Source organism: Polaromonas sp. (assembly GCF_029945895.1).
In the GTDB taxonomy this organism is placed as follows: Bacteria; Pseudomonadota; Gammaproteobacteria; order Burkholderiales; family Burkholderiaceae_C; genus Polaromonas.
Genome location: NZ_JAQSDL010000024.1, coordinates 17,646 through 40,672 on the forward strand (window position 1 = coordinate 17,646; position 23,027 = coordinate 40,672).

The 23,027-nt window shown below is 64.0% G+C and carries 21 protein-coding genes; 10 read left to right on the forward strand and 11 right to left on the reverse strand.

What is annotated here, in order from left to right:
* Positions 1–49: 49 nt before the first annotated feature.
* The 7 genes from PSV33_RS02570 to msrA form a co-directional block, all read right to left on the reverse strand.
* Complete coding sequence (locus PSV33_RS02570) at positions 50–760, reverse strand: ABC transporter ATP-binding protein (RefSeq protein WP_300558259.1); 711 nt, start codon at positions 758–760, stop codon at positions 50–52.
* Complete coding sequence (locus PSV33_RS02575) at positions 757–1,530, reverse strand: ABC transporter ATP-binding protein (RefSeq protein ID WP_300558262.1); 774 nt, start codon at positions 1,528–1,530, stop codon at positions 757–759. The genes PSV33_RS02570 and PSV33_RS02575 overlap by 4 nt, the downstream gene beginning before the upstream one ends.
* Complete coding sequence (locus PSV33_RS02580) at positions 1,523–2,515, reverse strand: branched-chain amino acid ABC transporter permease (RefSeq protein ID WP_300558265.1); 993 nt, start codon at positions 2,513–2,515, stop codon at positions 1,523–1,525. The genes PSV33_RS02575 and PSV33_RS02580 overlap by 8 nt, the downstream gene beginning before the upstream one ends.
* Complete coding sequence (locus PSV33_RS02585) at positions 2,512–3,384, reverse strand: branched-chain amino acid ABC transporter permease (protein ID WP_300558268.1); 873 nt, start codon at positions 3,382–3,384, stop codon at positions 2,512–2,514. Before PSV33_RS02585 ends, PSV33_RS02580 begins: the two co-directional genes overlap by 4 nt.
* A gap of 92 nt (positions 3,385–3,476) precedes the next feature.
* Entirely contained in the window at positions 3,477–4,679 is a 1,203-nt protein-coding gene (locus PSV33_RS02590; protein WP_300558271.1) for an ABC transporter substrate-binding protein, read from the reverse strand.
* 19 nt (positions 4,680–4,698) lie between these two features.
* Entirely contained in the window at positions 4,699–5,493 is a 795-nt protein-coding gene (locus PSV33_RS02595; RefSeq protein WP_300558274.1) for a GntR family transcriptional regulator, read from the reverse strand.
* Positions 5,494–5,749: 256 nt separating this feature from the next.
* On the reverse strand, positions 5,750–6,310 hold the full coding sequence (gene msrA / locus PSV33_RS02600; protein WP_300558276.1) for a peptide-methionine (S)-S-oxide reductase MsrA: 561 nt from the start codon (positions 6,308–6,310) through the stop codon (positions 5,750–5,752).
* Between the two features lie 222 nt (positions 6,311–6,532).
* Between msrA and PSV33_RS02605 the strand changes: the two genes are divergently transcribed.
* From PSV33_RS02605 to PSV33_RS02650, 10 genes are all read left to right on the forward strand, one after another.
* Complete coding sequence (locus PSV33_RS02605) at positions 6,533–7,303, forward strand: YdcF family protein (protein WP_300558278.1); 771 nt, start codon at positions 6,533–6,535, stop codon at positions 7,301–7,303.
* 112 nt (positions 7,304–7,415) lie between these two features.
* Complete coding sequence (locus PSV33_RS02610) at positions 7,416–8,102, forward strand: TetR/AcrR family transcriptional regulator (protein WP_300558281.1); 687 nt, start codon at positions 7,416–7,418, stop codon at positions 8,100–8,102.
* Positions 8,099–9,289 (forward strand): efflux RND transporter periplasmic adaptor subunit, encoded by a 1,191-nt coding sequence (locus PSV33_RS02615; RefSeq protein ID WP_300558284.1) that lies wholly within the window; start codon positions 8,099–8,101, stop codon positions 9,287–9,289. Before PSV33_RS02610 ends, PSV33_RS02615 begins: the two co-directional genes overlap by 4 nt.
* A 5-nt stretch (positions 9,290–9,294) precedes the next feature.
* Positions 9,295–12,525 carry an efflux RND transporter permease subunit gene (locus PSV33_RS02620; protein WP_300558287.1) on the forward strand — a complete coding sequence of 1,077 codons (3,231 nt, stop codon included), beginning with the start codon at positions 9,295–9,297 and terminating at the stop codon, positions 12,523–12,525.
* Positions 12,526–12,566: 41 nt separating this feature from the next.
* Positions 12,567–13,250, forward strand: coding sequence for a protein-L-isoaspartate O-methyltransferase (locus tag PSV33_RS02625; protein WP_300558290.1), 684 nt, complete (start codon positions 12,567–12,569; stop codon positions 13,248–13,250).
* Positions 13,251–13,264: 14 nt separating this feature from the next.
* Positions 13,265–13,621: a rhodanese-like domain-containing protein gene (locus tag PSV33_RS02630; RefSeq protein WP_300558293.1), complete on the forward strand. Its 357-nt coding sequence runs from the start codon at positions 13,265–13,267 to the stop codon at positions 13,619–13,621.
* 48 nt (positions 13,622–13,669) lie between these two features.
* Positions 13,670–15,013, forward strand: a complete 1,344-nt coding sequence (locus PSV33_RS02635; protein ID WP_300558296.1) for a TolC family outer membrane protein — start codon at positions 13,670–13,672, stop codon at positions 15,011–15,013.
* An 869-nt stretch (positions 15,014–15,882) separates the two neighbouring features.
* Positions 15,883–16,251, forward strand: a complete 369-nt coding sequence (locus PSV33_RS02640; protein WP_300558298.1) for a GIY-YIG nuclease family protein — start codon at positions 15,883–15,885, stop codon at positions 16,249–16,251.
* Positions 16,248–16,679, forward strand: a complete 432-nt coding sequence (locus PSV33_RS02645) for a MarR family transcriptional regulator (RefSeq protein WP_300558301.1) — start codon at positions 16,248–16,250, stop codon at positions 16,677–16,679. The genes PSV33_RS02640 and PSV33_RS02645 overlap by 4 nt, the downstream gene beginning before the upstream one ends.
* 147 nt (positions 16,680–16,826) lie before the next feature.
* The gene (locus PSV33_RS02650; RefSeq protein ID WP_300558304.1) at positions 16,827–17,762 is read left to right on the forward strand and encodes an alpha/beta hydrolase; all 936 of its coding nucleotides are present in this window, start codon (positions 16,827–16,829) and stop codon (positions 17,760–17,762) included.
* 176 nt (positions 17,763–17,938) lie between these two features.
* On the opposite strand, the gene PSV33_RS02655 is transcribed toward PSV33_RS02650, so the two are convergent.
* From PSV33_RS02655 to PSV33_RS02670, 4 genes are all read right to left on the reverse strand, one after another.
* Positions 17,939–19,057: a DNA alkylation repair protein gene (locus tag PSV33_RS02655; protein ID WP_300558306.1), complete on the reverse strand. Its 1,119-nt coding sequence runs from the start codon at positions 19,055–19,057 to the stop codon at positions 17,939–17,941.
* 4 nt (positions 19,058–19,061) lie between these two features.
* A complete protein-coding gene (locus tag PSV33_RS02660; protein WP_300558309.1) occupies positions 19,062–20,399 on the reverse strand; it encodes a 3-deoxy-D-manno-octulosonic acid transferase in 1,338 nt (445 codons plus the stop codon).
* Positions 20,381–21,445, reverse strand: a complete 1,065-nt coding sequence (gene waaC / locus PSV33_RS02665; protein WP_300558312.1) for a lipopolysaccharide heptosyltransferase I — start codon at positions 21,443–21,445, stop codon at positions 20,381–20,383. Before waaC ends, PSV33_RS02660 begins: the two co-directional genes overlap by 19 nt.
* A 95-nt stretch (positions 21,446–21,540) precedes the next feature.
* Positions 21,541–22,998 carry a phosphomannomutase/phosphoglucomutase gene (locus PSV33_RS02670; RefSeq protein WP_300558315.1) on the reverse strand — a complete coding sequence of 486 codons (1,458 nt, stop codon included), beginning with the start codon at positions 22,996–22,998 and terminating at the stop codon, positions 21,541–21,543.
* Positions 22,999–23,027 lie beyond the last annotated feature (29 nt).

The following is a 23,027-nucleotide window of genomic DNA, read 5'->3' on the forward strand; positions in this document are numbered from 1 at the left end:
AGTCTCCAGAACCAGTATCGGAACCAGCATCAGAATCAGGCATCAGAAGTCAAAGGCCCAGGTAGGCGCGGCGCAACTCGTCGCTGCCCAGCAGCTCCGCCGGTTGGCCCGAAAAACGGATGCTGCCGTTTTCCATGACATAGGCCCGGTCGGCAATTTCCAGCGACTGGCCGACGTTCTGCTCCACCAGCAGCACCGCCAGGCCGTCGTCGTGCAGTTTGCGGATCAGCCCGAACATCTCGTCGACCAGCAGCGGCGACAGGCCCAGCGACGGTTCGTCGAGAATCAGCAGGCGCGGCTCGGCCATCAGGCCGCGGCCGATCGCCAGCATCTGCTGCTCGCCGCCGCTCATGGTGCCGGCCAGCTGCGGCAGGCGTTCCCTGAGGCGCGGAAAAATGCCGAAGACCTTCTCGAGGTTGGCGGCGCGGCGCTCACGCGCACGCGTGAAGGAGCCGAGCTCGAGGTTTTCCAGCACCGTGAGGTTGGGAAACACCTTGCGCCCTTCCGGCACCTGGATCAGGCCGGCTTTCACCACATCGCGGTAATGTGCGCGGCTCAGGTCCTGGCCGTCGAACAACACGCTGCCGGCCCAGGCAGGATAGATGCCGCAGATCACGTTGTTCAGCGTGGACTTGCCGGCGCCGTTGCTGCCCAGCAGCGCCACGGTTTCACCGGCCTGGACGGTCAGGTCCACACCGCGCAGCACTTCGACCTGGCCGTAACCTCCGCGCAGCCCGCGGATTTCCAATAACGGGCTCATGCGGAGCCTCCCCCCGTTGCGGCCAAGGCCGCCGCACGCAGACGCGCGGCCGTGCCGTGGCCCAGGTATGCTTCGACCACCCTCTCGTCGGCGGTAACCACGGCCGGCGTGCCTTGCGCAATCAGCTGGCCCTGGGCCAGCACCCAGACATGCTGCGCCAGGTTCATCACGGCCTGCATCACATGTTCGATCATGAGCACGGTCACGCCGCTTTGCGCAATGCCGCGCACCACCGGAATCATCTCGGCAATTTCCTGCGGGTTCAGGCCGGCCAGCACCTCGTCAAGCAGCAGCAGGCGCGGCCGGGTGGCCAGCGCCCGCGCGAGCTCGAGCCGCTTGCGGCCGGCCACTGTCAGGTCTGACGCCGGTTTGTCGAGCAGCGCCGCCAGGCCGACGCGGGCGGCGACCTCCTCGGCCTGGCTCAGCGCGCTGCGCCTGTCCTTCAGATGCAGGTGAGCGCCGACGGCAATGTTCTCGCGCACGGTCTGGGTGGCGAACGGCTGCACGATCTGGAAGGTGCGCGTCATGCCCTGGCGCGCATTGAGGTGCGGCGCGCGGCCAGTGATGTCCTGGCCGTCGAACACCACGCTGCCGCTGTCGGGTTTGAGGAAGCCGGACATCAACGCAAACAGGGTGGTTTTTCCCGCGCCGTTGGGGCCGATCAGGGCCGTCAGGCTTCCCCGGGGAACCTCCAGGCTCACGTTTTGCACGGCCTGCAGTCCGCCAAAGGATTTGGACAGGCCCTGGATGGAGAGCAGGGAATCAGCCACCGCGGCCTCCTTTCTTCAGTCCACGGCCGCGCCACAGCGATCTGGCCGTCGCGCCGAGTCCGCCTATGCCACGCGGCATGAACATCACGATCGCCACCAGAACCACGCCATAAATCACCATGTTGATGCCGGGCAACTCGCCGAACAGGTTGCGCGTGATGTCGGCCAGCACATGCAACACCAGAGCGCCCAGCACCGGGCCCCAGAGCGTGCCCAGGCCGCCGACGATGGCGGCGACCAGCGCCTCTACCGAGGTCTGCGCGCCGTAGGCAATGCCCGGGTCGATGTACTGGAATACCTGCAGATAGAAGGCGCCGCCCGCCCCCATGAAACCGCCCGACAGCGCAATCGCGCCGAGCTTGATGCCGAAGGGACTGACGCCAATCGCGCGCGCCGCGTCCTCGTTGTCGCGTACCGCCTGCAGGTAGGCGCCAAAGCGCGAGTTCTTGAGCCACCAGCTCACCAGCAACGCGGCCGCTACAAAACCCAGCACGAGATAGATATAACCCTTGCGCGATCCGAACTGCATGTTGGCAAAGGATTCCTGCAGCGGCAGCATCAGGCCCACGCCGGCGCCGGTAAACGGCACGGACAGCGCCAGGATGCGGAACACCTCGGCAAAGGCCAGCGTGACCAGCGCGAAATACGAGCCCTTGAGGCCATAACGAAACGACAGGGCGCCGACAAACACGCCGACGCCGGCGCTGCCGGCCACCGCCAGGCCCAGGGCCATCCAGGCGTTGAGCCCGCCCTGCAACTGCGCGATCGCCTGGATGTAGGCGCCGGTGCCGAAGAACAAGGCGTGACCAAACGAGAACTGCCCGCCAAAACCGCCCAGGATGTTCCAGGCCTGGGCCAGCAGGGCCGCATACAGCGCCATCATCACGAAGTTCAGGATCACGCCGGAATCGGTTACCAGCGGAATGCTGGCCACCAGCGCGACAAACAGCACAATGCCGGTCAGGTCTTTCACGCCGCTTCTCATGCCTTGGCTCCAAACAGGCCCTGTGGGCGAAACAGCAGCACCGCAATGAAGATGGCAAAAATACCGATCTGTCCGAGTGACTCCCCGAGGTACAGGCCGCCCAGCGACTCAACCACGCCAATCAGCAGGCCGCCGAGCAAGGCGCCGCCAAAACTGCCCATGCCGCCCAGCACCACGATGGTGAAGGACACCAGCACAAAGCCGCTGCCGACCTGCGGGTTCACGTAATAGGCCGGCAGCAGGAAGCAGGCGGCGGCCCCGAGACAGGCCAGGCCGATGCCGAAACTCATGGCATACACATGGTCAACGTCGATGCCCATGAGCTTGGCCCCGTGTTTTTCCCTGGCGACCGCGCGGATGGCGCGGCCCAGATCGGTCTTGCCCACGATCCACAGCAGCAGGCCGGACACCGCCAGCGCACCGGCGAAGGCCACCAGCTTGGGCAACGCAATCATGGCCGGGCCGATGGCCACCGTGGTCAGCGTGTAGGCCGTATCGATGGTACGGGTGTCGGACTTGAAGAACAGCAGGGCCGCGTTCTCCATGATGATGGACAGCCCCAGCGTCACCAGCAGGATGTTTTCGTCCTTGCCGTGGCTGGCGCGGTTGATGATCAGGCGCTGCAGCGCATAACCGAGCACAAACATGCCGGGCACCACGAGAGGCAGCGCCAGGTAGGGGTCGATGCCCAGATGCTGCTTGAGCATGTAGACGGCATACAGCGCGATCATCAGGGCCGCCCCATGGGCGAAGTTGATGATGTGCAGCACACCGTAGATCAGGGTCAGCCCCAGCGCGATCAGCGCATAGACCGCGCCGGTGGTCACACCGTTGAGCAGGGAGGGGAAAAGGATGCTGAGGTCAAACATGGGTCACACAGGAAAGTGGCACTGCCGCTGGCACCTGGCCCGGCCAGGCGCCTGAAGGCGCCTGCGCGGGTCCGGTACGAACGCTGCTTTTTTCAGGCCCGCAGCGGGAACAGGGGGTCGGCTTCGCGGTAGTCGCGCGGGATGATGACCTTGATGTCGTTCTTGAGGACCTGCGTCATCAGTGGCTGCGCGCCCATGTTCTGTCCGTTGACGAACCGGGTCGCGCCGTACGGCATGATGTGATCGGAGAAGGTGCTGTTCTGCAGCGCGTTGATGATGGCCGCGCGGTCGGCTGACTTGGCCTTGTCGATGGCATCGGCCAGCAGACGCATGGAGGTGTAGGTCATGAACACCTCATAGCTGAAGAACAGGCCCTGGGCCTCGACCCGCTTCTTGAGTTCGGCCGAGCGCTTGTCCTTGGGGTTGAACCAGTGGTTGCAGTCGATGATGCCGTTGGCCGCGTCCGGAAACTCCTTCACGAACTTGTAGCTCGAAGCCGCGCCACCCAGCACCGAATAAATCGCCTTGGGCGTCACTTTCTGCTGCTGCATGGTGCGCACCAGCAGGGCATATTCGTTGTAGTAGTTGGCCGGGATGACGATGTCGGGGTTGACCGCCTTCATGCGCAGCACGATGTTGTTGAAGTCGCGCGTCGGGTTCGCGTGTTTGATCACTTCCTTGACCTCGTAGCCGTAACCGGGCAACTCGCGCGCCAGCAGGTTGGCGGTACCGGTGCCGAACAGCGACTCTTCGTGAACAATCATCACCGTCTTGGCGGGCTTGCCGGCGGCGGTGTTGAGCACATGCAGGTTGGCGACCGCGGTTTCGGCGCACTTGCGGTAGCCGGGGCCGAAGCGGAAGGTGTTTTTCAGGCCGCGCTCGACGATCTGGTCGGCCACGCCCACATCGACCACGTGCGGCAGGTTGTACTTGGCGGCCGCCTGGGTGGTGGCCAGGCAGATCGCGGAAGCAAAGGCCCCGACCACGGCAGACACCCCGGCTTCATTCATCTTTTCGACCTCGGCGACCCCGGCCTGCGGCTGGGACTGCGCGTCACCGAGCAGCGCCTCGAGTTTGGCGCCGCCCATGGACTTGATGCCGCCCGCCTTGTTGATGTCATCGATGGCCATGAGCGCGCCCAGGCGGCACTGCTGGCCCGAATAGGCCAGCGCCCCGGTGACGGGGTGCAGCACACCCACCTTGATGGACTTGGGCTGCGCGCCCCCGACCAGGGGAAATGCCAGTGCCGAAGCGGCCGCGGCAGATTGGGACATGAAATGGCGACGGGTACTCATGGCATTCTCCTGAAGTGGATTAATGGAACTTGGCGGACAACTCTTTGCTGACCCACACCTTGGCATCGATGCTGCCAACGCGCGACAGCTGCATTTCATACTCGTACCTGTCCGGGCGGTACAGGCCATGCAGCCATTGAATCGGGCGGTCGTGGTCGTCATAGACCAGGCGGCGTACGGCCAGCAAGGCCGAGCCGACAGCGACGTCCAGATGTTTGGCCACCATGACATCGGCCAGCCGAGCGGAAATGGTCTGGTGAGCACGGCCGACCTGAACCCCGGACTCTTCGAGCAGCACGAGGATCGGCTTTTTGGCCAGCTCGCGCCGCCCGAACTTGCGGGCGATGTCCGCCGGCACATAGGTCGTGATGTGGGACACCGGGCCTTCCCGTGTGCTGCGCACCCGGATTGCTTTTTGCACCGGGTCACCCGGCTTGAGCTGCAGGGCAGTGGCGACGCTGGCCGAGGCGGTCACCAGTTCCACCTCGAGCACGTTGACCGAGGTTTTCAACCCCATGCTGACCAGGTTTTCCAGCAGACCGGTGAGCTGGGCCCGCTGCGCCGTCTGGCCGCGCGGTGCGGCCGGCGAAGCGCCGACGTCCAGCGCCCGCGTGCCTCGACCCGGCTCGCGTGAAATCAGGCCCTCGGACGCCAGCTGCTCCAGCGCCCGCCGCACCGTCACGCGCGCCACGCCGAACTGCTGCATCAGCGCCAACTCGCCGGGAAATCCTTCCGAGAACCGGCCTTCATGCAATTGCTCGCGGAGCACCAGATAGATCTGGTGGTACTTCGTCATGGGCAACACGGGGGACATGGGCCGATGTTAGGAACAGTCCTATTGTTCTGTCAATAGGACATTTGACGCATCGCGTCACCCAAGGGTTTCCCCGCACCATGCAGCATTGATTCGCACCAGATGCGGGCGCCGCGCACCAGAACCAGCATCCAAACCGGAGCTTGTCCGGTCGCTCCGTGTAGCGTCCGGCGCGTCGGTCAAAGGTCATGCGGTCACGCGCGCGGCGACCGCCGGGCGGCCAGGTCTCGCCCCGCCCACCTGTTCCAGGCTGTTCTCAGCTTTTGGCGTATTCCGAAAAGGTCTTGCGAAACTTGGCCACCTTGGGCCCGGCCACCGCCATGCAGTAGCCCTGGTTCGGGTTCTTCTCGAAGAAGTCCTGGTGGTATTCCTCGGCCGGCGAGTAGTTGTCCACCGGCAGCACCTCGGTGACGACCGGTTTGCCAAACAGCTTGTCGCGGTTCAGGGCGCTGACCATGTCCTCGGCCACCTGCTTCTGCTCGAGCGTGGCGTAATAGATGCCGCTGCGGTACTGCGTGCCGGTGTCGTTGCCCTGGCGGTTCAAGGTGGTCGGGTCGTGGATCACGAAAAAGATTTCAAGAATCGCCCGCAGACTGATCTGCGCCGGGTCATAGACCAGCTTGACAACCTCGTTGTGCCCGGTGGTGCCGGTGCACACCTGCTCGTAGCTCGGGTTGTGGACGTGGCCGTTGCTGTAGCCCGATTCCACATCAACAATACCGCGCACCTGCACAAACACCGCTTCGGTGCACCAGAAGCAGCCGCCGCCCAGCGTGATGGTCTGCAGGCTCGTGCCGTTCGATGGGTCTTGTGTCATGGATGATCCTTGTTTGGTTACGATGGGCCGGTTCCAGCTGATTTCTGTTCTGCGGGCCTGACCGAATGGTATTGAATTCAGGCAATGATCATCCGGCAAAGCAGAAAACCCCTGAACCACCGTGCCGCTGTCCCGCAACCTTTTTCCTGAAGTTATGAGTCAAATCGGCCTCCAGCCCTTTCCACACCTGCGCAAGCAGCTATCTATTTGAGAGCATTTTGAATGATGTCACTGGGTGAACTCAAGCCGATTCTCGCCACGCTGGTGCTGCCGCCCGCAGCGCCGCTGCTGCTGGCGTTGCTGGGCCTGGTGCTGGCCATCCGCAAAAGGGCATCGGGCCTGTTGCTGGCCTTTGCGGGCCTGGCCCTGCTCTGGTTCCTGAGCTGCCATGCGGTGGCCGTGTGGCTGGCGCAGACCATCCTGCCGCAGTACGCGCCGCTGACGGTGCCCGCGCTCAAAAGCGGCGGTGTGCAGGCCATTGTGGTGCTGGGCGGCGGGGTTCACCCGGTTGCCCCGGAGTATGGCGAGGCGCAGTCTTCGTCCGCAGCGGCCATGCGCCTGCGTTACGGCGCCTGGCTGGCGCGCCAGACCAGCCTGCCGGTGGCGTTTGCCGGCGGCATGGGCTGGGGCGCGGCCGACGCCCAAGTCCTCTCGGAAGGCGAAGTCGCACGCCGCATGGCCGAGCAGGACTACGGCCTGAAGCTGCGCTGGGTCGACGACCGGTCGCGCGACACCGCCGAGAACGCCAGCCTGCTCAGGCCGCTGCTGCAAAAAGACGGCGTGCAGCGGATCGCGCTGGTCACCCATGCGTGGCACATGCCGCGTTCGGTGCTGGCTTTCGAACGCGCCGGTTTCATGGTGACGGCTGCGCCCATGGGTTTCATGCTGCCCAGCCGCAACGGCTTGCTCGAATGGCTGCCTTCCAGCGATGGGCTGGAGGATTCGCGGGCCATCCTCAGGGAGTGGCTGGCGCTGCGTATTGCCCGGCCTTGATCTGCCGCAAGCTTTACCCCAACTTCACCGGCCTGAGCCCGGATAAAGTGGGCAGGTCCCTTGACGGACCGGGAGCAAGGCACTACATTACTAACCAGTCAGTCAGTAACTAATGTCTATCTCCACCTTCCTCAGCGATACCACCGCCACACTCTCGGCCAAACGCGAGCGTCGCAAAGAGGCGCGCCCCGGCGAACTGCTGGACGCCGCACTTGACCTGTTTGTCGAAAAAGGTTTTGCCGCGACCCGCGCCGAAGAAGTGGCCGCCCGCGCCGGTGTTTCCAAGGGCACGCTGTTCCTTTACTTCCAGAGCAAGGAAGAACTGCTCAAGGCTGTCGTGCGCGAAAATATCTCGGGCCGCTTCAAGGAGTGGAACGACGAGTTCGAACGTTTTGAAGGCACTGCCGCCGAAATGCTGGCCTACTGCATGACGGTGTGGTGGGAGCGTGTGGGCGCCACCCGGGCTTCAGGCATCACCAAGCTCATGATGAGCGAAGCCGGCAATTTTCCGGAGATCACCGCTTTTTACCAGCAGGAAGTCATCCTGCCAGGCCAGGCGCTGATTCGCCGCATCATGCAGCGCGGCATTGACCGCGGCGAGTTCCGGCCCATGGACCTGGACCACGCCATCTACAGCGTGATTGCGCCCATGATCTTCCTGATTCTGGCCAAACATTCCGCGGGCACCTGCGCAGACCCCGGCCTGCCAGACAACGCGGCAAAGTACATCGCCACCCAGGTCGACACCATCCTCCACGGCATCTGCGCGGCCCCCACCACCGACAAAGCGAAAAAATGAAACCCTGGCTCAAATGGGTCATGGCCCTCGTCCTGTTGCTGCTGCTGGCCACGGCCGTGTGGGGCACGCTGTCTGCTCGCAAAAAGCAGCAGCAGGCACTGGCCGACACCACCGCTGCCAAGGCGCAAACCGTGGTCGAACTTGCCGCTACCGATGTGTTCCAGGCCAAGACCGTGGAACTCAGCCAGGGGCTGCCGGTATCGGGTTCGCTCAAGGCCGTCAACTCGGCGTTCGTCAAGACGCGGGTGGCCGGCGAACTGCAGGGCCTGACGGTGCGCGAAGGCGACACCGTCAAGGCCGGACAGGTGCTGGCACGCATCGACGCCAGCGAATACCAGTCGCGCATGCGGCAGGCGCAGGAGCAGGCGGATTCGGCAAAAGCGCAGATCGACATCGTGCAGCGCCAGTACGACAACAACCAGGCCCTGGTCAACCAGGGTTTCATCTCCAAAACGGCGCTCGACGCCTCGCAGGCCAACCTCAATGCGGCCAAGGCCAACCACCGCGCCGCGCTTGCCGCTGCCGAGGTGGCCAGAAAATCGCTGGACGACACGGTGCTGCGCGCTCCCCTGTCGGGCCAGGTTGCGCAGCGCCTGGCCCAGCCCGGTGAACGCCTCGGGGTGGACGTGCGGGTGCTGGAAATAGTGGATCTGAGCCGGCTTGAACTGGAAGCCAGCCTGAGCGCGGCCGACGCGCTGACGGTGCGCCCCGGCCAGGGCGCCTTGCTGCAGATAGAAGGCAGCGCGCAAACCGTTAACGCGACGGTGGCACGCATCAACCCCAGCGCCCAGGGCGGCAGCCGCAGCGTGCTGGTGTACCTGGCCATCGACAACACGGCCACGCCCCTGGGCCTGCGCCAGGGCCTGTTTGCGCAGGGCACCCTGGGCACCACACGCATGCCGGCCCTGGCCGTACCGCTGAGCGCCGTGCGCACCGACAAACCCGCGCCTTATGTGCAGGTGGTGGACAACAACCAGGTGGTGCACAAGCCGGTGGAGATGGGCCTGCGCGGCAGCAGCGCCGCAGACGCGGGCAACAGCACCCTGGTCGCGGTCAAGGGGCTGGCCGAAAACGCGGTGGTGATCGCCGGCGCCGTGGGCGCCCTGCGCGAGGGCACGGCCGTGAAGTTCACGCAGGCGCCCGCCTGGGCCCAGACTGCACCCGCCTCCGCCAAGACAGCGCCGTAGCCGGTATGTGGTTCACCCAGGTCAGCCTGAAAAACCCGGTCTTTGCGACCATGGTGATGCTCGCCATCGTGGTACTGGGCCTGTTCTCCTACCAGCGCCTGCAGGTTGACCAGTTTCCCAACATCGACTTCCCGGTGGTGGTGGTCACGACGGAATACCCGGGGGCTTCCCCCGAAATCGTCGAAAGCGAAGTCACCAAGAAAATCGAGGAAGGCGTCAACTCGATCGCTGGCATCAATGCCCTGACGTCCCGCAGCTACGAAGGCCAGTCGGTCGTCATCATCGAGTTCCAGCTGCAAATCGACGGCCGAAAGGCTGCGGAAGACGTGCGCGAAAAGATTGCGTCGCTGCGCCCGCTGCTGCGTGACGAAGTCAAGGAGCCACGCGTGCTCCGTTTCGACCCGGCCAACCGCGCCATCTGGTCGGTCGCCGTGTTGCCGATGGCGGCAGGCGCGGATGGCAAAACGCCCGCAGCGGCAGGCCCTGCCGCCCTGCCCACCGCCGTCGAGCTGACAAACTGGGCCGACCAGGTGCTCAAGAAGCGGCTGGAAAACGTGCGCGGCGTGGGTGCGGTCAGCCTGGTGGGCGGCAGCAAGCGTGAAATCAACATCTACCTCAACCCGCAGGCCATGGAAGCGCTGGGCATCACGGCCGACCAGGTGGCGAGCGCAGTGCGCAACGAAAACCAGGACCTGCCGGTCGGCGCCATCCGTTCGCTGGCGCAGGAGCGTGTGGTGAAAATCGACGCGCGCATGAAACGCCCCGAAGACTTCGGCAAGATCATCGTGGCGCGCAAGGTGTCTGCGGCCGGCGCGGGCAGCACCGTCACCGTGGACCAGGTCGCCAGCATCCGCGATGGCTCGCAGGAAATCGACAGCCTGGCGCTGTACAACGGCCAGCGCACGCTGCTGCTGACGGTGCAGAAGGCCCAGGGCGAAAACACCATTGCCGTGGTGGACGGGCTGAACAACGCGATCAAGGAACTGCAGGCCCAGCTTCCGCCCGGCACGCGGCTGGAGCAGATCGGCGACGGCTCGCGGCCCATCCGGGTCGCGGTGGAAAACGTGCGCCGCACGCTGATTGAAGGCGCGCTGCTGACGGTGCTGATTGTTTTCCTGTTCCTGAACTCGTGGCGCTCCACGGTGATCACCGGCCTCACGCTGCCGATCTCCATCATCGGCACCTTCCTGTTCATGAACCTGTTCGGCTTCACCATCAACATGATCACGCTGATGGCGCTGAGCCTGTGTGTGGGCCTGCTGATCGACGATGCGATTGTGGTGCGCGAGAACATCGTGCGCCATGTACAGATGGGCAAGCTGCCCTACCAGGCGGCGATGGAGGGCACGCAGGAAATCGGCCTCGCGGTGCTGGCCACCACGTTTTCCATCGTGGCGGTGTTCCTGCCCATCGGCTTCATGGGCGGCATCATCGGCAAGTTCTTCCACGAGTTCGGTGTCACCATCGTGGCTGCGGTGCTGATCTCGATGTTTGTCAGCTTCACGCTGGACCCCATGCTCTCGAGCATCTGGCACGACCCCAGCATTCATGCGCACGGCCAGCACGGCAAGCCGGTCACTTTTTACGACAGGACCATAGGCCGGGTGACCGGCTGGTTCGAGCGCGCGACCGACTCGCTGGCCGAGACCTACCAGCGCATCCTGCGCTGGGCACTGGTCCACCGGCTGGCCACGGTGGGCCTGGCCCTGGCGATTTTTGTGACCAGCGTTTTCATGGTGCCCCTGCTCGGCACCGAGTTCGTGCCCAAGGCCGACTTCTCGGAAACCTCGCTCAATTTCTACACGCCGGTGGGTTCGTCGCTGGAGACGACCGAGGCCAAGACAAAACAGGTTGAAACCATACTGCGCGAATTCCCCGAAGTGAAATACACGCTGTCGACCATCAACACCGGCAATGCGCAGGGCAAGATGTACGCCAGCATCTACGTGCGTCTGGTGGACCGCAAGGCCAGGGCCCGCAACGTGGACGAGATGTCCGGCGTGCTGCGCGAACGGCTCAGACAGGTGCCCGGCATCACCGTCACCCACGTCGGTCTGCTCGACGCGGTGGGCGGCAACAAGCAGGTGGAGTTTTCACTGCAGGGCGCCGACCTGAAGGAGCTGGAGCGCCTGACCGGCCTGGTGATGGCCCGAGTCAGCGGCATTCCCGGCCTGGTGGACCTGGACTCCAGCCTCAAGGCCGACAAACCGACCATCGAGGTGGACGTCAAGCGCGACGCCGCGTCCGACCTGGGCCTGTCGGTGTCGCAGATCGCGGCTTCGTTGCGCACGCTGGTGGCCGGGCAGACGGTGGGCAACTGGCGCGCGCCCGACGACCAGACCTACGACGTGAATGTGCGGCTCGCACCCGACGCCCGCAATACGCCGCAGGACCTGGAGCGCCTGCCCTTCATCAGCAGCGTGATCGGCAACAACCCTGACGGCTCGGCCCGTACGGTGCGCCTCAGCCAGGTGGCCACGGTGAAGGAAGCCACCGGCCCGAACCAGATCAACCGGCGAGACCTGACGCGCGAAGTCGCCATCAATGCCAACGTGTACAACCGCTCGGCCGGCGAGGTGTCCACCGACATCCGCAAGGCGCTGGACGGCATCAGTTTTCCGCCCGGCTACCGCTACCAGTTTGGCGGCTCAACCAAGAACATGGCCGAGTCCTTTGGTTATGCCATCTCTGCGCTGGTCATGGCGATCCTGTTCATCTACATGATTCTGGCCAGCCAGTTCAAGAGTTTCCTGCAGCCCATGGCCCTGATGACCTCGCTGCCGCTGACGCTGATCGGCGTGGTGCTGGCGCTGCTGCTGTTCCGCTCGACGCTGTCGATGTTTTCCATCATCGGCGTGGTGATGCTGATGGGACTGGTCACGAAAAACGCCATCCTGCTGGTCGATTTTGCGATCCGCATGCGTGACGAAGGCATGGAACGCAGCGAAGCCCTCCTGATGGCCGCCCGCGTACGCCTGCGCCCCATCCTGATGACCACGCTGGCCATGATTTTCGGCATGGTGCCGCTGGCCTTTGCGCTGACCGAAGGCTCGGAGCAGCGGGCCCCCATGGGCCAGGCCGTCATTGGCGGCGTCATCACCTCGTCGCTGCTGACGCTGGTGGTGGTGCCGGTGACCTACTGCTATCTTGATGACCTCGCGCAATGGCTCAAACGCCGCTTTACCGGCCGGCGCGCCTTGCCCGCCGTGGCGCCGGTGCCGTTGACCCCCCGTTAAAATCAGAGGTTTACCCCGATTTCTCTTCACAGGCCCCCACCATGAACTACGAACAAGCCCGTTTCAACATGATCGAGCAGCAGATCCGCCCCTGGGAAGTGCTGGACAGCCAGGTCCTGTCCCTGCTGGCCGTGGTCAAGCGCGAGGACTTCGTGCCGCCTGCGATGCGGGCCCTGGCTTTTGCCGACATGGAGATACCGCTGGGCGCCGAGCCCGGCCAGTGCATGCTGGCACCCAAGGTCGAGGCGCGCATGCTGCAGGACCTGGCGGTGCAGAAACACGAGAAGGTGCTCGAAATCGGCGCCGGCTCCGGCTACATGGCCGCCCTGCTGGCGCACCGTGGCCAGCAGGTCATCACGCTGGAAATCGACCCGGAACTGGCCCAGCTGGCCCGCGACAACCTGAAAAAAGCCGGCGTCTACAACGCTGAAGTGCGCACCGGCGACGGTGCCGTCAAACTTGGCAAGGCGGTCTCGGGCAACGACCCGCTGAGCGGCCCCTTCGACGTGATCGTGCTCAGCGGCTCGGTCGCCGAAGTGCCGCCCGCGCTGCTGGCCATGCTGAAGATCGGCGGCCGGCTCAGCGCCGTGGTGGGTTTTGAGCCCGTCATGCGTGCCACGCTGGTCACCCGCGTCGGCGACGCCGCCTTTAGCACCACGCAGGGCTGGGACACGGTCGCCCCGCGCCTGCTCAACTTCCCCGAACCGTCGACATTCAACTTTTAAACCGAGCCGTCCCGATGATTGACCAGCTTTCCCCTGCCGACTTCAGCACCTGGCTTGCCAGCCTTCCCGCCGGCGGCCCCGCGCCCATCGTGCTGGATGTGCGCGAGCCGTGGGAAGTGCAGACAGCCTCGGTCAAGGAAGACGGGTTCAGGCTGCTGCACATTCCGATGCGCGCTGTCCCCGCGCGGATTTTTGATCTCAAGGAAGAACTGCCCGCCGACCAGCCGGTGGCCTGCCTGTGCCACCACGGCGCGCGCAGCCAGCAGGTGGCCAGCTTCCTGGCGCAAAACGGTTTCACGCAAGTGGTCAACCTGCAGGGCGGCATCAATGCCTGGTCCGGGCAGCGCGACGCCTCCGTCCCGCGCTACTGAGCTCCGGCCAGCCCTCTTCACCGACTTCACCTTCCATCAGGACACCCCATGAAAACGCTCTTGAAAATTCCGGCCCTGTTGCCTTTGTCTCTTGCGCTGGGTTCCGTGCTGGCGGCTTTTGTACCAGCCGTCCAGGCGCAGAACCTGGTGGAGCTGTACCGTTCGGCGCGCGAGTACGACTCGTCCTACCAGTCGGCACGCTCGCTGTACGAGGCCAACCTGGCCAAGGCCGAGCAGGCCAAGGCCGGCATTTTGCCAACGGCCGGGCTGTCACTGGGGGTGTCGCGCACCAATTTTGAAAACACCAACCCGGTCATCGACCGCAACTTCCCCACCCAGACGGGCTCACTGAACGCTTCGCAGCCGCTCTACCGGCCCGGCAACTGGGCCACCTACGAACAGGGCAAGCAGCAGGTGGTGCTGTCCAGGGCGCAACTCGAAGCCGCCGAACAGGACCTGATCGTGCGCACCAGCCAGGCCTATTTCGATGTGCTGGCCGCGCAGGACACGCTGGCTTTTGTGCGGGCGCAAAAAGCCGCGGTCGGCGAACAACTGGCTTCAGCCAAACGCAACTTTGAGGTCGGCACCTCCACCGTCACCGACTCGCGCGAGGCGCAGGCGCGTTTCGACCTGGTGACCGCCCAGGAAATTGCCGCCGAAAACGACTTGCGCGTCAAGAAAATTGCCCTGGACCAGCTGGTTGGCAAAGCCGACGCCCAGCCCAAAGGCCTGCTGGTGCCCGTGGAGCTGCCGCCGCTGGTGCCCGCCGACGTGAACACCTGGGTCCGGCAGTCTGAAGACCTGCACCCGTCGGTGCGCCAGGCCCTGGCCAACCTCGAAGTTGCCAAGCTTGAAGTCGACAAGGCCGAAGCCGGCCACAAACCCACGCTGGACCTGACCGCCAGCTACGGCTCGCAGCGCAACCCGCAGGGCAGCACCACCAGCCCGCTGGACAACCGCAGCAACAGCACCACCGTCGGCCTGGCGCTGAACCTGCCGCTGTTTGCCGGCTTCGCCACGCAAAACCGCATCCGCGAAACGCTGTCCCTTGAAGAAAAAGCACGCTCCGACCTTGAAGGCGCCAAACGCGGCGTTGCCCTGAGCACGCGCACCGCTTACTTCGGCGTGTTGTCGGGCCAGGGCCAGGTCAAGGCGCTGGAAGCCGCCGAAGCATCCAGCCAGAGTGCGCTGGACGCCAACAAGCTGGGCTACCAGGTCGGCGTGCGCATCAACATCGACGTGCTCAATGCGCAAAGCCAGCTGTTCCAGACCAAACGCGACCTCGCGCAGGCGCGCTACAACGTACTGATCGGCGGGCTGCGGCTGCGCCAGGCCAATGGGACGCTGACGCCGGAAGATCTGTTGCTGATCAATTCGTTGCTGGTGCAGTAGTCGGCACGAAGGGGCTCCTGCCTCTTGCCTCTTGCCTCTTGCCTCTTGCCTCTTGCCTCTTGCCTCTTGCCTGACAAGAGAATATCTCTGCGGCCTTTCGCTGGCACCGGACGCCTGGTCATACCTGAACTTGTCAACGTCTCCGGATTGGCTATCGACAATATGCATTTATCGATAGTCAACAGCTCTGTCCACATAGACACAGCCTCTGCAGGAAAATGTCTGCTTTGGGCCCGTTGCGGTCTTCCAAACCACCTTTCCCAGTGACTGCTTCGCAGCGGTTGCGGCCTTTCGTCGGTGAAAGCTTTCGGGTTGCCAATTTTCTTTCAGAACTGAAGTCGTTCGTGACATGAGGTGCGGTGGCAAAGCGCGGTCCTCCTATCTCAACGAGGCCTCTATCTACGACACATTGGTTTGTTCGGACACAACGGAGTCGGCAAGACTGCCCTAACACACTGGCCAACGGGTGAAGCGGAATCCTCCGAGGGGCGCTGACCGAATTGGCGCATGAAGTTGATCCACTTCGGTGTTGTCGAGCAAGAACGGGAGGCCCTGGCACTACCAATGCGCCAGTCATGGAAGCACGATGATTTAAATTTAACCCGGGTATTATTGACACGGTAATTTAACCCGGGTATTATTCAGGCAGTAATTTAACCCGGGTATTATTAACTCATCCAATTGGAGCCTGATCTCACCGTGATTGATGCCGCGACTCCTTCCTGTTCACGAACGACGCGGCAAAGTTTCGCCAACGGACCGAAGCTCGGGCGGCCGACGTTTGCGATTACGTCAGGTAGCTGGCGTAGCCACTGCCGCTGACAGAAGTGCCGTAGCTTTCACCGTAACTCATTTAAAAAAAAGGATTGATGATGACAGACAAAAAGACGCTGAAACGACAGTATCTGGAGACGAAAACCCGAGCAGGCGTCTATGCGATCCGTAACCAGGTCACCGGCCGGGTGTTGGTTGCAGGAAGTACGAACGTTCAGGGCACACTCAACCGGCATCGTTTTGAACTGCAGCATGGACAGCATCGCAATGCAAGGCTTGCGCAGGACTGGGTCGAGCACGGCGAGACCAATTTTCTCTTCGACGTAATCGACATGGTCAAACCCAGCGGAGATCCAGAGTTCGATGCCGCACGAGAACTGGAAATGCTAGTTGGCCTGTGGCGCCAGGAAATCCCTTGTCACGGCGAGCTCGGCTACGACGAATTGAAGAGGGCTACTCGATGAACACGACTCTCGACTTTTGCCTGGCGCTACACCGTGCCAACGCCAGCCTGCAACTCAAGCTTGACGACGAGTTGGGCATCTACCATGGCATCGGTTTCAACGACTTTGCGCTGTTGAATTTGCTTGCGCAAGCGGACGGTGGTCGGGTAAGCATCCCGGAACTCGTGCGTCCGCTGGGTCTGCCTCAATCGGCTGTGCTGCGTCAGTTGATTTTGCTCGAGAAGATAGGCCTTGTGGTGCGCGAGGGTGCGAATGACGATCGTCAGGCCGTGCTGCGCCCAGCCGGGCGTGCGCTGGTAAACGCCGCACGCGAGACCGCCGATAGCATTTGCACCGAGGCCGTCGAATCAATCGCCCCCACAGCGGTTGAGATGGTTTCCGCAGCACTGAAAACGCTTGCACGCACGCCAACCTTAGCCCTCTCATGAGCAACGCCATCGCGACGATCTTTTGGGTACGTGGCCACTTACGCAGCCTGACGGTGCATCCGTGGTGCTGCAGTGAAGCAGGCCAAACGAAATATCGAAGCGCTCCCACAAAGCGCACGACACAAAAGCATTTAAGGACAAATCGTCATGCCCAAGACTAAAGCGAACGGAATTGAAATTGAATACGATTCTTTTGGCAATAACGATGCGGAAGCTGTGTTGCTGATTTCCGGTCTGGGTACGCAGATGATTCGCTGGAGCGAAACGTTTTGCCGGATATTGGCAGAACAAGGCTATCGCGTGATTCGCTTTGACAATCGCGACGCTGGCCTTTCAACTCACTTCGATAGCACATCGATGCCAGATCTCGCTGCAATTTCCGACGCAGTCTCTCGCGGTGAAACACCCAATGTCCCTTATACGCTGTTCGACATGGCGAACGACGCTGTAGGACTTCTCGATTCGTTGATGATCACACGAGCGCACGTGGTTGGGAGATCAATGGGCGGCATGATTGCACAACTGTTGGCCAGCGAGCATCCTGAACGCGTTCTATCTCTGATTTCCATGATGTCGAGCACGGGCAATCGTGAGCTGCCGCAGGCCAGCCCCGCAGTGATGGCGGCGATGACATCGCCCGCGCCACATCCTTTGAAAGATGAACAGGGCTATCTCGCACATTGCGTTGCCTTTTCCCAAGTGATTGCCGGGCGAGGCTATCCGTTCGACGAATCCGCTCAACGTGACCAATCCCTGGCCGAAGTCAAACGAGCATACAACCCAAGCGGGTTTTGGCGGCAAATCGCTGCCATTGCAGCAACCGGTGACTTAAGATCACGACTAGCCAACATAAGTGCTCCGACGCTTGTATTGCATGGGTCAGACGACCCACTGGTTCCCCCGGAAGCCGGGAAGGACACGGCGGCCCATATTAAAGGAGCCGAACTACTCATCGTCGAGGGAATGGGCCACGATCTTCCACCCTTGCTGTTTGGGATGGTGGCCGGAGTCATCGCAGACAACGCACGCCGCGTGTTCAACCCAGCGAATCGCCCCGACGTTACTAGACCTTTTATTACCTGATTTGTTTAAAAGGGCTACTGAATTGGGGGCGAGTAACAACTGATTGCCAGTGCCCCCTTGGTCGAAAGCAATGAATCACTGCAGACCTTCGCTTGGTGTCGCACCAACGGCCGCTTCTGGCCGAAAGCAGTCGCAGCGGCTGACTAGCGAACATTGTCGGCCGCTTGGCTGATTACTCAGGCGCCGGCCACCAACTCAAACTCCCCCAGCGCTCCCGCCTGCCCATTGAGCAGCACCTCCACCCGATGCAGCCCCGCATGGTGTCTGCGCGTGGTCATCTCCGCGGTGGATACCGTCTTGCTCAATCGAACCGTTTCCTTGGGTGCCAGGCTCAGCACCTTGAGCTTGAACACCTTGGCACTGGTCTTGCCGCTGGCCTTGACGTAGTGGATACAGAAGTCCACCAGCACGTCCTGCGACTTCGCGCTGGTGTTACTCACGTCAAACGCGATGTTGACCTTCTCGCCCATGGGCACACGCTCGGGCGTGATGCGGGCGTTTGACACTTCGACCTTCGCACTTTTTCCGAAGCCCAGCACCTCCAGCGCACCGGCCTCGCCGCGTTTGACGGCTGAACGCAGCGCGTGCTGGACGATCCAGCGGCGCTCTTCGCTGGCGCCGTGGAGCCACTGCTTCGCGGTTTTGGCGAGCAGTTCCGGGTGGTCCTTGCCGATGTCGTTGAGGTTGTTGGCGACCGAGCGGCGCACATAGAGCGCGGAGTCGTCTTTCAGCAGCTCCAGCAGTTCAATCACCGGCGCCGGGTTCTTCTGGAAGGCCGGCAGACGGCTGGCCCAGGGCAGGCGTGGGCGGCTGCCTTCGGACACCAGGCGGCGCACGTGTTCGCTCGGGTCGGTGGCCCATTGCCTGAATCGCTTCAGCGTAGCCGCTTCGTGCTTTTGAAAGAAGGCGCGAATGCTGAACTCGGCGGTGAAGCGCTGCGTCAGCGCATGCTGCGCGCGCATCGACTCCTCAAAATGATCGAGCCCGAACTCGGCCACAAACATCGTGTGCGGCAGGTACAGAAAGGAGGCCATGCTGAGCCCTTCGGCCCGGCCGTGCGGCTGGTCCAGCGAGGCGAGCAGGATGGCGATTGCCTTCGGGTAGTCCGTCGGCAGGTGCCGCTGCAAGGCGCGTGCGATGTGTTTGCCGCGCGGCATCAGGGCCAGTGCCTCATAACCCTGCAGCACATCCCGCATGAACTTCTTCGCCTCGAAGGCCGGGTGCACCGCAGCGACCATGCGGGCAATCGCCTGGGGAACGTCCGCGCCGTACTGGTTGACGAGGGGCTCTGCCATGCCTTCAGCCTATTTTGAGAAGTTCTTCCAGCGCCTGCACGGTGTTGGCCGCCGCGCCGCGGTGTTGTGCCGAAAACGCCCGGCCTGCGGCTGCGGCGGCCTGCTGTGCGGCCGGCCGGCTGAGCATGGTGCGGGCCGCGCGCACGGCTTCGGCCATGTCTGAAACGCGGCGCGCAGCACCGGCGGCCTCGGCCAGTTCGGCGACCTCGGCAAAGTTGAAGGTGTGCGGGCCCATGATGACGGGGCAGCCGCAGGCGGCGGCTTCGATCAGGTTTTGCCCGCCCAGCGGCGCGAAGCTGCCGCCCAGCAGGGCCACGTCGCTCATGGCGTAATACAGCGCCATCTCGCCCAGCGAATCGCCGAGCCAGACATCGGCGGCCACGGGCGCATCGGCCCAGGAGGAGCGGCGCGACACCGAAAGCCCGTGTTTTTCAACCAGGGCCTGCACCTCGTCAAAACGCTGCGGGTGGCGCGGCACGATCAGGATACGGAAGTCGGCGGTGGCCGGCGACGGCTCGCCGTTTGCTCCTGTTTCAGGAGCTGCTTGCGCCCGCGTGGAAAGGGCCAGCGCCGTTATTTGCTTTAAAAAATCGTCTTCCTCGCCTTCGCGCGAGCTGGCCAGCATCAGCACCGGCCGGCCCAGCGCCTGGCGCCAGCGCCGCCCGACTTCCTGCTGCGCCGCGTCGGGCGCGGCGTCGAACTTGAGGTTGCCGAACACACCCTCTACCCTCGCACCGAGCTTGCGCAGGCGCTCGGCGTCGTTGTCGCTTTGCGCGTACACCGCCGCCAGCGCCGCGTAGGCCGGCCGCGACAGCCACGCCATGCGCAGCGCCTGCTGCAGCGACTTGTCAGACAGGCGCGCGTTGACCAGCACCAGCGGAACGCCGCGCGCCTGCGCGCCGGCCACGGTGTTGGGCCAGACCTCGGTTTCCAGCAGCAGCCCCAGGCGCGGCCGGAAGTGCGTGAAAAACCGCGCCACCGCGGCCTGGCTGTCCCACGGCTGCCAGACCTGCACGTCGCCCGCACGCAGCAGGCCCGCACCCTCGGCCCGGCCGGTGGCGGTGCCGTGGGTCAGCAGAATGCGAACCCCGGGCCAGCGCGCGCGCAGGGCCGCCAGCAAAATGCCCGCGGTGCGGGTTTCGCCCAGCGACACGGCGTGCACCCACACCAGCCCGGAGGTGGTTTCGGCAGCCTGCGTGTAGTGGCCGAAGCGCTCCTCGATGGCGTCGAGGTAACCCGGCTCGGCCAGACCGCGCCGGCGCAGCTTGCGCCGCAAAAAGGGCTGGGCCGCCCACATCAGCAGTGAATAAAGCTGCCGAATCATCAGGGAAGCGGCGCCCATTCCGACACCTGCGCCGGAAGCGGCTGGCAACTGAGCCAGGCGTCCCAGACCGCCTGCACCGACGGGGTGGGCTGGGCGAAAACGCTGAGCTGGCGCTGAACGCCTGGCCCGGCCGGCCCCGCTGAGCCAGACAGTGGCCCGGTGCGCCAGGCGGTGTCGAAGTTGTAGATCTGCACATGCGGGAGATCGAGCGCCACGGCGATGTGGCTCAGGCCGCTGTCCACGCCGATGACGCCGGCGCACTGCGCGAGCTTTTGCGTGAGCGCGTCAAGCGACAGGCGGAGCCACACGATGGCGCCCCCACCCTCGTCATCACCGTTCAACGCCGCAGCAATGGCCTGACTCGTCGCCAGTTCGTCCGTGCTGCCGTGCGGCAGGGCAACTCGGTAGCCCTGCGCGATGAGCTGGCGGCCCAGCGTGACCCAGTTCTGCAGCGGCCACTGCTTGTCGGCACGCGAAGTACCGTGCACAAATGCTATGGTTTCAGGAGCTGCTTGCGCTTGCTCCATAAGGGCTGGAGGCACTTTTAACCCAAAATCCGGAACCGGCGGCAAGGCATAGCCCAGGGCTCGCGCGCACAGCTCGCGCCCGCGCTGCATGGCGTGAATGTGCGGTTCCATGGCAATCGCCACGTCGGCCACCCAGCGCGTCGGCGCCTCGTAGGCCGAGCCCTCGGTCTGGTTGGCCAGCGCGTAACGCTTGCCGCCCGGCGCCAGCCGGGCCAGGCGCGCCACCAGGGCGGATTTGGTCAGGCCCTGCAGGTCGATCACCGCGTCGTACGGCTGCGCCTGCAGCTGCTTTTTGAAAGTGCCCCACCCGGCCCGCGTGGCCGCCGCCAGAGGCGCCTTGCGCCAGCGACGCAGCTCGCAGGGGATGACACGCTGCAGATGGCCGCTTGCCAGCAGCGGGGACAGCAGCGGCGCAAATGCTTTTTCCACCACCCAGTCGATCTGCGCGCCGGGGCACGCCGCCAGAAGGTCCTGCACCACCGGCAAGGTGTGCACCACGTCGCCGAGCGACGAGAGCTTGACAAGAAGGATTTTCACAACGCGCCAGCCGCCCCAAGCAAAGCCAGCCTTCTCGGGGGGCATCCTTCGACAAGCTCAGGACGAACGGAATGTTGGAACCGTGGGGACAACATCTAGTGCGCTGCGGCTGCAAAACTGGCATCGGGCTTGACGCTGCGCAGCAGGCCCAGCATGTCGGCCTGGATGCGCGCCAGCGCCTCGGGGGTGCGGCCTTCAAAACGCAGCACCAGCACCGGCGTGGTGTTGGAGGCGCGGATCAGGCCGAAGCCGTCGGCCCAGTCGATGCGCACGCCGTCTATCGTTGAAATTTTGGCGCCCGCGTTAATGGCTTCGCGCAACGCGCTGCCGCCCGAGGGATCGGGGCCGGCCGGCGAAGGACCGGCATCGCGCATCGCCTCCATGGCCAGGGACACCAGCGCGTCGACCACCGTGTGCGGCTCGCCTTCCTTGCAGGCCACGTTGAGTTCGGGTGTGCTGAAGCTGGTGGGCAGGGCATTGAGCAGTGCGCCGGCATCGGGCGAACGGCTCACGATCTCCAGCAGGCGGGCGCCGGCGTAGGTGCCGTCGTCAAAGCCGAACCAGCGCTCCTTGAAAAAGATGTGGCCGCTCATCTCGCCGCCCAGCGGCGAATTGACTTCCTTCATCTTCGCCTTGATCAGCGAGTGGCCGGTGCGGTACATCATGGGCACGCCGCCGGCGGCCTCGATCTCGGGGGCCAGGCGCTGCGAACACTTCACGTCGAACACGATGGCGCCGCCCGGCGCGCGGGACAGCACATCACGCGCAAACAGCATCATCTGGCGGTCCGGGTAAATGTTGTTGCCGTCACGCGTGACGATACCGAGCCGGTCGCCGTCGCCGTCAAAGGCCAGGCCCAGCTCGGCGTCGCCCGCCTGCAGCACGGTGATCAGGTCCTTGAGGTTTTCCGGCTTGCTCGGGTCGGGGTGGTGGTTAGGAAAGGTGCCGTCAACCTCGCTGAACAGCTCGGTCACCTCGCAGCCCAGCGCGCGGAAAATGTCCGGCGCCGACGCCCCGGCAATGCCGTTGCCCGAGTCAATGACAATTTTCATGGGCCGCGTGAGCTTGACGTCGGCCACGATGCGCTCGCGGTAGGCCGCAAGCACATTGACCTGGGTGATGCTCCCCGCGCGGGCCGGCGTGGCCCAGCCTTCGGCTTCCATGCTGCGGCGCAGGGCCTGGATGTCTTCACCGTAAATGGCGCGGCCGGCCAGCACCATCTTGAAGCCGTTGTAGTCTTTCGGGTTGTGGCTGCCGGTGATCTGGATGCCGGAGCTGGCCAGCGTGCTGGCCGCGAAATAAAGCATGGGCGTGGTGGCCATGCCGATATCGACCACATCCACGCCGCTGGCCGCCAGGCCGCGTATCAGCGCCGCACTCAGGGCCGGCCCGCTCAGGCGCCCGTCGCGCCCCACCGCCACCGTGTGTTCACCCTGGGTCAGGGCAATGCTGCCAAAGGCCCGGCCCAGCGCCTCGGCGACCGGCTCATTGACGGTGGAGGGCACCACGCCGCGGATGTCGTAAGCTTTGAAAATGGATGCGTCAAGCTGCATGGGGTGGGCACTCCTGGGGTTGCAAAACA

Excerpts from the sequence above, each read along its gene's own strand:
- PSV33_RS02670 (WP_300558315.1), bottom strand. The coding sequence starts at position 22,998 with ATGCAGCTTGACGCATCCATTTTCAAAGCTTACGACATCCGCGGCGTG.
- PSV33_RS02630 (WP_300558293.1), top strand. The coding sequence starts at position 13,265 with ATGATTGACCAGCTTTCCCCTGCCGACTTCAGCACCTGGCTTGCCAGC.
- PSV33_RS02660 (WP_300558309.1), bottom strand. The coding sequence starts at position 20,399 with ATGGGCGCCGCTTCCCTGATGATTCGGCAGCTTTATTCACTGCTGATG.
- PSV33_RS02625 (WP_300558290.1), top strand. The coding sequence starts at position 12,567 with ATGAACTACGAACAAGCCCGTTTCAACATGATCGAGCAGCAGATCCGC.
- PSV33_RS02615 (WP_300558284.1), top strand. The coding sequence starts at position 8,099 with ATGAAACCCTGGCTCAAATGGGTCATGGCCCTCGTCCTGTTGCTGCTG.
- PSV33_RS02580 (WP_300558265.1), bottom strand. The coding sequence starts at position 2,515 with ATGAGAAGCGGCGTGAAAGACCTGACCGGCATTGTGCTGTTTGTCGCG.
- PSV33_RS02635 (WP_300558296.1), top strand. The coding sequence starts at position 13,670 with ATGAAAACGCTCTTGAAAATTCCGGCCCTGTTGCCTTTGTCTCTTGCG.
- PSV33_RS02595 (WP_300558274.1), bottom strand. The coding sequence starts at position 5,493 with ATGTCCCCCGTGTTGCCCATGACGAAGTACCACCAGATCTATCTGGTG.
- PSV33_RS02640 (WP_300558298.1), top strand. The coding sequence starts at position 15,883 with ATGATGACAGACAAAAAGACGCTGAAACGACAGTATCTGGAGACGAAA.
- PSV33_RS02610 (WP_300558281.1), top strand. The coding sequence starts at position 7,416 with ATGTCTATCTCCACCTTCCTCAGCGATACCACCGCCACACTCTCGGCC.
- PSV33_RS02605 (WP_300558278.1), top strand. The coding sequence starts at position 6,533 with ATGATGTCACTGGGTGAACTCAAGCCGATTCTCGCCACGCTGGTGCTG.
- PSV33_RS02645 (WP_300558301.1), top strand. The coding sequence starts at position 16,248 with ATGAACACGACTCTCGACTTTTGCCTGGCGCTACACCGTGCCAACGCC.
- PSV33_RS02570 (WP_300558259.1), bottom strand. The coding sequence starts at position 760 with ATGAGCCCGTTATTGGAAATCCGCGGGCTGCGCGGAGGTTACGGCCAG.
- PSV33_RS02620 (WP_300558287.1), top strand. The coding sequence starts at position 9,295 with ATGTGGTTCACCCAGGTCAGCCTGAAAAACCCGGTCTTTGCGACCATG.
- PSV33_RS02585 (WP_300558268.1), bottom strand. The coding sequence starts at position 3,384 with ATGTTTGACCTCAGCATCCTTTTCCCCTCCCTGCTCAACGGTGTGACC.
- PSV33_RS02590 (WP_300558271.1), bottom strand. The coding sequence starts at position 4,679 with ATGAGTACCCGTCGCCATTTCATGTCCCAATCTGCCGCGGCCGCTTCG.
- PSV33_RS02655 (WP_300558306.1), bottom strand. The coding sequence starts at position 19,057 with ATGGCAGAGCCCCTCGTCAACCAGTACGGCGCGGACGTTCCCCAGGCG.
- msrA (WP_300558276.1), bottom strand. The coding sequence starts at position 6,310 with ATGACACAAGACCCATCGAACGGCACGAGCCTGCAGACCATCACGCTG.
- PSV33_RS02650 (WP_300558304.1), top strand. The coding sequence starts at position 16,827 with ATGCCCAAGACTAAAGCGAACGGAATTGAAATTGAATACGATTCTTTT.